The sequence below is a fragment of the Mycobacteriales bacterium genome, assembly GCA_036497565.1.
In the GTDB taxonomy this organism is placed as follows: Bacteria; Actinomycetota; Actinomycetes; order Mycobacteriales; family QHCD01; genus DASXJE01.
In genome coordinates this window covers 1-7,349 of sequence record DASXJE010000199.1, presented here as the reverse complement: position 1 = coordinate 7,349, position 7,349 = coordinate 1, and the positions used below count along the sequence as shown (strand labels likewise).

General features: G+C 71.8%; 4 protein-coding genes and 1 pseudogene. All 5 read right to left on the bottom strand.

Going from position 1 to position 7,349, the window contains the following annotated elements:
- Positions 1-986 (bottom strand): M1 family metallopeptidase (locus VGH85_16555; GenBank protein HEY2175418.1); only part of this gene is annotated, 986 nt, incomplete at its 3' end.
- Entirely contained in the window at positions 977-4,861 is a 3,885-nt protein-coding gene (locus VGH85_16550) for a Pls/PosA family non-ribosomal peptide synthetase (protein HEY2175417.1), read from the bottom strand. The genes VGH85_16555 and VGH85_16550, both read right to left, overlap by 10 nt.
- A 299-nt stretch (positions 4,862-5,160) precedes the next feature.
- A pseudogene (locus tag VGH85_16545) lies at positions 5,161-5,403 on the bottom strand (RidA family protein).
- Between the two features lie 24 nt (positions 5,404-5,427).
- On the bottom strand, positions 5,428-6,594 hold the full coding sequence (locus tag VGH85_16540) for a serine hydrolase domain-containing protein (protein ID HEY2175416.1): 1,167 nt from the start codon (positions 6,592-6,594) through the stop codon (positions 5,428-5,430).
- 93 nt (positions 6,595-6,687) lie between these two features.
- A partial coding sequence (locus VGH85_16535) for a GntR family transcriptional regulator (GenBank protein ID HEY2175415.1) occupies positions 6,688-7,349 on the bottom strand: 662 nt, incomplete at its 5' end.

The following is a 7,349-nucleotide window of genomic DNA, read 5'->3' as shown; positions in this document are numbered from 1 at the left end:
TCCGCGTACGTCGCGAAGCCTTCGTTGAGCCAGATGTGGCTCCAGTCGGCGATGGTGAGGCTGTTGCCGAACCACTGGTGCGCCAGCTCGTGGACGACGAGTCGTTCATGGGTGCGCCGGCCGTCGATGTGGTTCGCGCCGAAGATCGACATCCCTTGGGCCTCGATCGGGTCCTCCAGCTCGTCCTCGGTGACGACGAGTTGGTAGTTGGCGAACGGGTACGGGCCGAAGAACCCCTCCAGCGCGGTCATGATCGCGGGGTGCCGGCCGAGGTCGCGCGCGGCGTTCTTGCGCAGCCGGGCCGGGAGCAGCGCGACCTGTGGCACTCCGCCGGCGGCGAGCTCGACCTCGTCGTAGCGCCCGATCTGCACGCTGACCAGGTACGACGCCGTGGGCTCCGCCCGCTCGTACACCCAGGTCCTGGTGCCGGCCGAGCTGCGCCGCGCGGTGAGCACGCCGGTGGCGGCGACCGTGTACGGCGCCGCGGTGGTCACGGTGATGCGGTAGGTCGCCTTGTCCGAGGGGTGGTCGTTGCACGGGAACCAGGACGGCGCGCCGACCGGCTGGCTGGCGACGAGCGCGCCGTCGGTCAGCTCGTCCCAGCCGACGTCGCCCCAGCGGCTGGACACCGGTGCGGGGTTGCCGACGTAGCGCACCTCGACGGTGAACCGCCCCTCGACCGCTCGGGCCGGCGTGACGTGCAGCTTGTCGCCGTTGCGCGTCGAACGGGTCTGCGTGAACCGCGCCGGCCGGCCGTCGACGAGCACCTTCGGCACGCGGAACGCGGCGAGGTCGAGGCTGAACCGGCTCAGCGGCGCGTCGGCCACGGCGGTGAGCACTGCCCGCCCGCTGAGCCGGTTGGCCGCGAGCTTGTAGTCGAGGTCCAGCTCGTAGTGCTCGACCCGGTACCCACCGTTGCCGTGCGCGGGCAGGTACGGGTCGCCCGACCGCGCCGCGCCGACCGTCGGTTTGCGGCTCAGCCCCACGTCGTGATCGGGTTGCCCAGCCAGCGGGTCGCGGCCGGGACGGTGTCGCCCCGGGTGACCAGCGATCCCGGTCCGACGGTCGTGCCCGCGCCGATGCCCGCGCCCGGGAGCACGATCCCGTTGGGCCCGAGGGTCGCGCCCTCGTCGATGTGTACCTCGTCCATGCTCATGATCCGATCATGGAACAGGTGAGTTTGCACGACGCAGCCCCGGTTGACGGTCGCGCCGTCGCCGAGCCGCACGAGATCGGACTCGGGCAGCCAGTACGTCTCGAGCCACACGCCGCGCCCGATGCTCGCGCCCATCGACCGCAGCCACCCCGTCAGCACCGGGGTGCCGTTCGCCGGCCCGACCAGCCACGGCACCGCCAGTACCTCGACGAACGTGTCGGCCAGCTCGTTGCGCCAGACGAACGAGCTCCACAGCGGGTGCTCCACCGGCCGGAACCGGCCCACGAGCAGCCACTTCATCACCGTGGTCACGCCAGCGGCCGTGACACCCGCCGCGAGCAGCAGCGGGCCGGCGAGCAACGCGGCCACCCCGAACCCGGCCGAGACCTGGACCGCCATCAGTACCCCGACGACGAGCACGGCGAGCGCGACGGAGCACATCACCGGCACCACCCGGCACAGCTCGATCAGCCCTCGGGCGATCTTGAGCCGGCGGGGCGGGTTGAACGTGCGGCTCGTGTCGCCCCGCTCGACCGTCCTGCGCAGCGGCATCGGCGGCAGACCGAGCCACGACGAGCCCTTCTTCGCCTTGCGCGGGGTTGCGGACAGCACGCCGACGAGCCCGCGGTTGGGCACCGAACGGCCCGGCGCGGTCATGCCGGAGTTGCCGAGAAACGCCTGCTTGCCGACGCGTGACGGCGCCACGTGCAGCCAGCCGCCGGAGAGCTCGTAGGTGCCGACCATGGTGTCGTCGGCGAGGAACGCGCCGTCCGCGACCGTGGTCATCTTCGGCAGCGCGATCACCGTCGACGCCTCTACATCGCGGCCGACCTTCGCGCCGAGCAATCGCAGCCACGCGGCCGTGAACTGGCTGGCGTACAGCGGGAACAGGCTGGTGCGAGCCATGCCCATCAGCCGCTCGGTGGTCCAGACCTGCCAGCCGGCGCGGCTGTGCACCGGGTGGAAGCCCTCGGCCATGCCGATGCCGAGCAGGCGCACCCCGGCGACGACGAGCGCCGCGTACGCCAGCAGGTACGCCACCGTCGCGGGGGCGACCATGAGCAGCGCCCGGCCCATCGTGGCCGAGGGCGACGTCGTGGCGCCGCCGATGCTCGTTCCGCTGACGCTGCTCTCGGCGACCCCGGCGGCGATGATCACCAGCGCCGGCAGCGCGGCCACCGCGGGCATCAGCCCGAGCAGCATCGACGTGACGCCGTAGGCGAGCGTCCAGGTGCGCGAACGCGGCGGCCGGGACGACGGCCAGCGCACGCCACTCTTGCCGGTCCGCCCCGCCGGCGAGCCGGCCCAGCGCTGACCGGCGGGGACGGCGCCGCGCACCGTCGACCCCGCTGCGATCTCGGCGCCCTTGCCGATCCGCGTGCCCGGCAGCAGGGTGCTGCGCGAGCCGACGGTGGTCCCGGCGCCGATCCGGATCTTGCCGATGTGCACGACGTCGCCGTCGACCCAGTGGCCGGCGAGATCCACCTCCGGCTCCACGGCCGCGCCGCGCCCCACCTTGAGCAGGCCCGTCACGGGAGGCGGCGAGTGCAGGTCGACGTCCTTGCCGATCTTCGCGCCGAGCGCCCGGGCGTAGCGGGTGGTCCAGGACGCGCTGGAGATGCCGGTCGCGCCGGACAGCTCCGCGAGGCGGGTGGCCGCCCACAGCCGCACGTGCACCGAGCCACCGCGCGGATAGCTGCCGGGACGCACGCCGCGCAGCAGCAGCCGGACGCCCCCCGCCGCGATCCCGACCCGGCCAGCCGGGCTGAACAGCACCAGCCAGGCCACCGCGAGCGACCACCACGGCACTGCAGGCATCCAGGGGAGCGGGAGCGTCGTGGCGGCGACCGTCGAGATCGCGGCGGCGACGCTCGCCCAGCGCAGGCCGACCAGCGCCAGCATCGGAGCCATCAGCAGCGCTTGCGCGAACGCCGCGCGCCGGGGCGTCGGAGCGACGTCGCGCCGGCTGGTCGTGGTCGTGCTCAGTGTGTCCAACCGGGCGCCGAGCGACCCCAGCTTCGGGTTCAGGTAGATGTCGTTGACCGACACTCTCGGGTGCCGGGTGCGGATCCGTGCCACCAGCTGCGCCGCGGTCAGGCTGCCGCCGCCGTGGCTGAAGAAGTCGGCCCCCGGGTCGGTCACCGCCACGCCGAGGATCTCCGCCCAGCCCTCGGCAAGCCAGCCCTCGGTGGGGGTCAGCAGGCCCGCCGCGACGGGGTCGACGCCGCTGGCCGCCGGCAGTGGCCACGGCAGTGCATCCCGGTCGACCTTGCCGGACGTGCGCGTCGGCAGGTCCTCGACCACCGCGAGCAGCGGCACGAGCGCGGCGGGGAGCTGCTCGCGCAGGGCCAGCGACGCGGTATCGGTGTCCAGACCGCCGTCGGTGACCACATACCCCACGAGCACCTGGTTCCCGGCCCGGGTGCGGCGCACTGCGGCCGCCGCGCCCCGGACGCCGGGCAGCGTGAGCAGCGCGGCGTCGACCTCACCCAGCTCGATGCGCCGACCGCCGAGCTTGACCTGCTCGTCGGCGCGCCCGAGGAACAGCAGCCCCGCCTCGTCGGCGCGGACCACATCACCGCTGCGGTAGGCGCGCTCCCAGCCCAGCGAGGGCAGCGCGGCGAACTTCGCGGCGTCCTTCGCCGTGTCCAGATAACGGGCGAGGCCGACTCCGCCGATCACCAGCTCGCCGCTCTCGCCCATCGCAACCGGGTCGCCCGCGCTGTCGACGACGGCGAGCGCCCACCCGTCGAGCGGCAGTCCGATCCGGACCGGCCCCGCACCGGTGAGCTGGGCGGCGCAGGCGACGACGGTAGCCTCGGTCGGCCCGTAGGTGTTCCATACCTCGCGGCCCTCGACGGCCACCCGCTCGGCCAGCTCGGGCGGGCACGACTCCCCGCCGAAGATCAGCAGGCGCACGTCCTCCAGCGCTTCCGTCGGCCAGAGCGCGGCGAGCGTCGGGACGGTGGAGACGATCGTGATCCGCTGCGCCTCCAGCCACGGTCCGAGGTCAACCCCGGTACGCACCAGCGCCCGGGGTGCCGGGACCAGGCAGGCACCGTGCCGCCACGCGAGCCACATCTCCTCGCAGGAGGCGTCGAACGCGACCGACAGCCCCGCCAGCACCCGGTCACCGGGCTGGATCGGCTCGTCGGTGAGGAAAAGGCGAGCCTCGGCGTCGACGAACGCCGCGGCGGAGCCATGGCTGACCGCGACGCCCTTCGGCGTGCCCGTCGAGCCGGACGTGAAGATGATCCACGCGTCGTTGTCGGGGCCGGGTGCGCCCGGTGTGCCGATCGGCGTGGCGTGCGTCGTGAGGGACCCGTTGTCGCCGAGCACCGCGCACACCCCAGCCTCGCCGAACACGAGCTCGGCCCGCTCCTCGGGGTCGTCGGCGTCGACCGGGACGTACGCGGCGCCCGCGGCGAGTACCGCGAGGACCGCGACGTACAGGTTGGCGGTGCCGGAGGAGATCCGGACGCCGACGCGGTCACCGACCCCGATGCCGGCAAAGGCGAGGCGGCGCCGGACGATGCCGACCTCTTCGGCCAGCCTGCGATAGGTGAGCACCGTGCCGCCGGCGTCGACCGCGGCCTCGTTGGGGTGCTTCGCGGCGGTCTCGGCGAGCACGTCGAGCAGCGTGCGGCGGACCGGAGCGAGTGTGGCGGGGTAGAGCGCGGGGCCGCGGGTGAGCGCCAGCGTCACAGGGCACCGGCCCGAGTCGGCGTGGTTCGGGCACAGCAACGGCAGCGGTCAGCGCGCGGGCGCATGTCTCACCTTCCTGGTGAACGTGCTGTGGCGTCTGCCGGGTCGAGGCTGGGTGCGGTATGTGCGGCACCACCCGGGGCACAGCGAAATCAGGCCCCTAGGTTAACGCGAGGTGTCCGTCCGGTCTCGAAGACGTGTGAGAGTTCACCCCCTGCCGACAGGGCACGGAGATCGGGCCCCGGCCCTTCGACGGCGGCGTTCAGGTCCGAACCGGTTACCGGGCCCTCAGGCGTTGCTCATCCGTCGAAGGCCGTCACGTCGATCTCGATCATGAGACCCGGAGCGAAGAGTTTCTGCACCTCGACGGTGGTGGAGGTCGGGAACGGACCGTCGCCGTAGATGCTCTTGCGATACGCCATGTGCGGTAGCAGATCGTCGAGCGAGGTCACGTACATGTTCTCCCGCACGACGTTGCTGAAGTCCATGCCACTGGTGTGCAGCGATTCCGCGATGCGTTCGTAGACGTACCGCAGCTGGGCGCCGAGATCGTCGACGAGGCTGGCTCAGAGTGTGCGGATGGCGTTCTCGAAACGGTCGAACAACTCGAGCACAGCGTGGTCACCGAACGGCAGAATCTGGGTGACGAGGACCCCGGCGTTGCCCCGGTCGCGGTCGACCCAGTAGTACGAGTTCGCCAGCCCGGCCCAGAACAGGCTGCCGGCCGACCGCCCTCCGGGCGTCTCCTCGACGTTGAGCAAACCGAGCAGACTCCACTTCTTCGTGGTGCCCGGCAGGAACTCGACGTCGTTCGAGCTGCCCGGATCGACAGTCGTGATCTTCCCGATCGTCAGGTCGCCGATCTGGTTGGACAGGGCCTCGGTCAGGGTGTCCTCGCGCAGGATCCGGACCCCGTCCACCGCGCCGCCCCCGAGGATCATCCGGAGCAGGGTCAGGTAGTCGGCGGGGGAGCCGTACATCGCGCCCCCGGCCATCAGGAACTCCGGTTCCTGGGTCATCTCGAACTCGATCCGCACCAGGCCGTCGGGCGACCGGAAGTTCATCGCGGCCAGCTCATCGCGCAGCGCCGGGCCGAGCCGGAAACTCGTGGCCGACATCCCCAGCGGATCGAGGACCGAGCCGCGCAGGTACCGCTCGAGGTCCTGGCCGCTGGCGGCCTCGATCGCCTTCCCGACCCAGTCGATGTTCATGCCGTACTCCCAGGCCGTACCCGGGTCGAACAGCAGCGGGGTGGTCAGTGTCGCCTCGCGGCACTCGATGATGCCGGGCAGTCCCTCCGCCTCCTGGTAGCGGAGGACGTCTGCGTTCCAGAAGTGATAGCCATAACCCGCGGTGTGTGACAGCAGCCGTCGCAACGTGACCGCACCGTTCGCCGGGCGGACCTTCGGGCGGCCGGCATCGTCGAAACCCTCCAGGACTCTCGGCTCGGCCAGCGCTGGCAGCAAGGTCCCGAGGTCGGCGTCGAGGTCGAGCCGCCCCTGTTCGACCAGCTGCAATGCTCCGATAGCGACGATCATCTTGGTCATCGAGCCGAGCCAGGTGACGGTGTTCTCCGTCCACGGTGCCCCAGCGGCGCGATCCCCGAACGAGCCGCTGTAGCGAGTGCCGTCCCTGGTGACAGCCAGTGCGGACAGGCCCGGGATCTCGCCGGCGTCGACGGAGGCGGTGAGGAGCCGGTCGATGTCCTGGGTGCGCACGGTCGGTGCGGTCATGCCGGTCCTCCACCTTGAAGATTGGAGCAACAATCGGAGCGAGTATTGTGTAACAATCTGACGCAGTCAAGAACCCCGGGCCGTGAGCCTGCCTCAGCGTGCCAACGCGCGCGCGACCGTCTCGGCGCGGCGGAGCGCCACCAGCAGGGCGGCCCGCCCGGCAAGCTCCAGATCGTCAGCCAGGGCCTGGACGGCGACGTCGCCGCCAACGAGCAACTTGTCCAACAGTTGGCGGTGCAGGGTGGCCAGGCGGCGGGCGTCGAAGTCCGGATGCAGGACGGCGAGCAGAGTCCGGGTCTCGTCTTCGCAGCGGGCGTAGGCCGACAGCAGGTGCGAGTTGTCAGCCGCCGCGACGATCGCCCGGTGGATACGAGCGTGTACCTCCGTCAACTCACCCCAGGACGGCGCCGGATCCCGACCGACCAGCCGCTCGAGTTCCTCCACCACTGCCACCACCGGCGTGAGATCGGCGCCGTCCGCGAGTGCCATGCGCAGCGCACCGATCTCGAGCACCTTGCGGAAGCCGAAGATCTCGTCGATCCGGCGCTGCGTCAGCGGCGGCACCACGGCGCCCCGGTTGCGCTCGTGGACGATCAGGCCGCGCTCCACCAGCAGGCGGATGGCGGATCGCACCGTGTGCCGGCCGACTTCGAACCGCTCCGCGAGCTCGCCTTCCCGCAGGCGTGTTCCCGCCGCGTACCGCCCGTCGAGCAACTCATCGCGCAGTTGCACCGCGACCCGCTCCGGGGCGGTGG

Coding starts and splice junctions, on each gene's coding strand:
- VGH85_16540 (HEY2175416.1), bottom strand. CDS start 6,594: ATGACCGCACCGACCGTGCGCACCCAGGACATCGACCGGCTCCTCACC.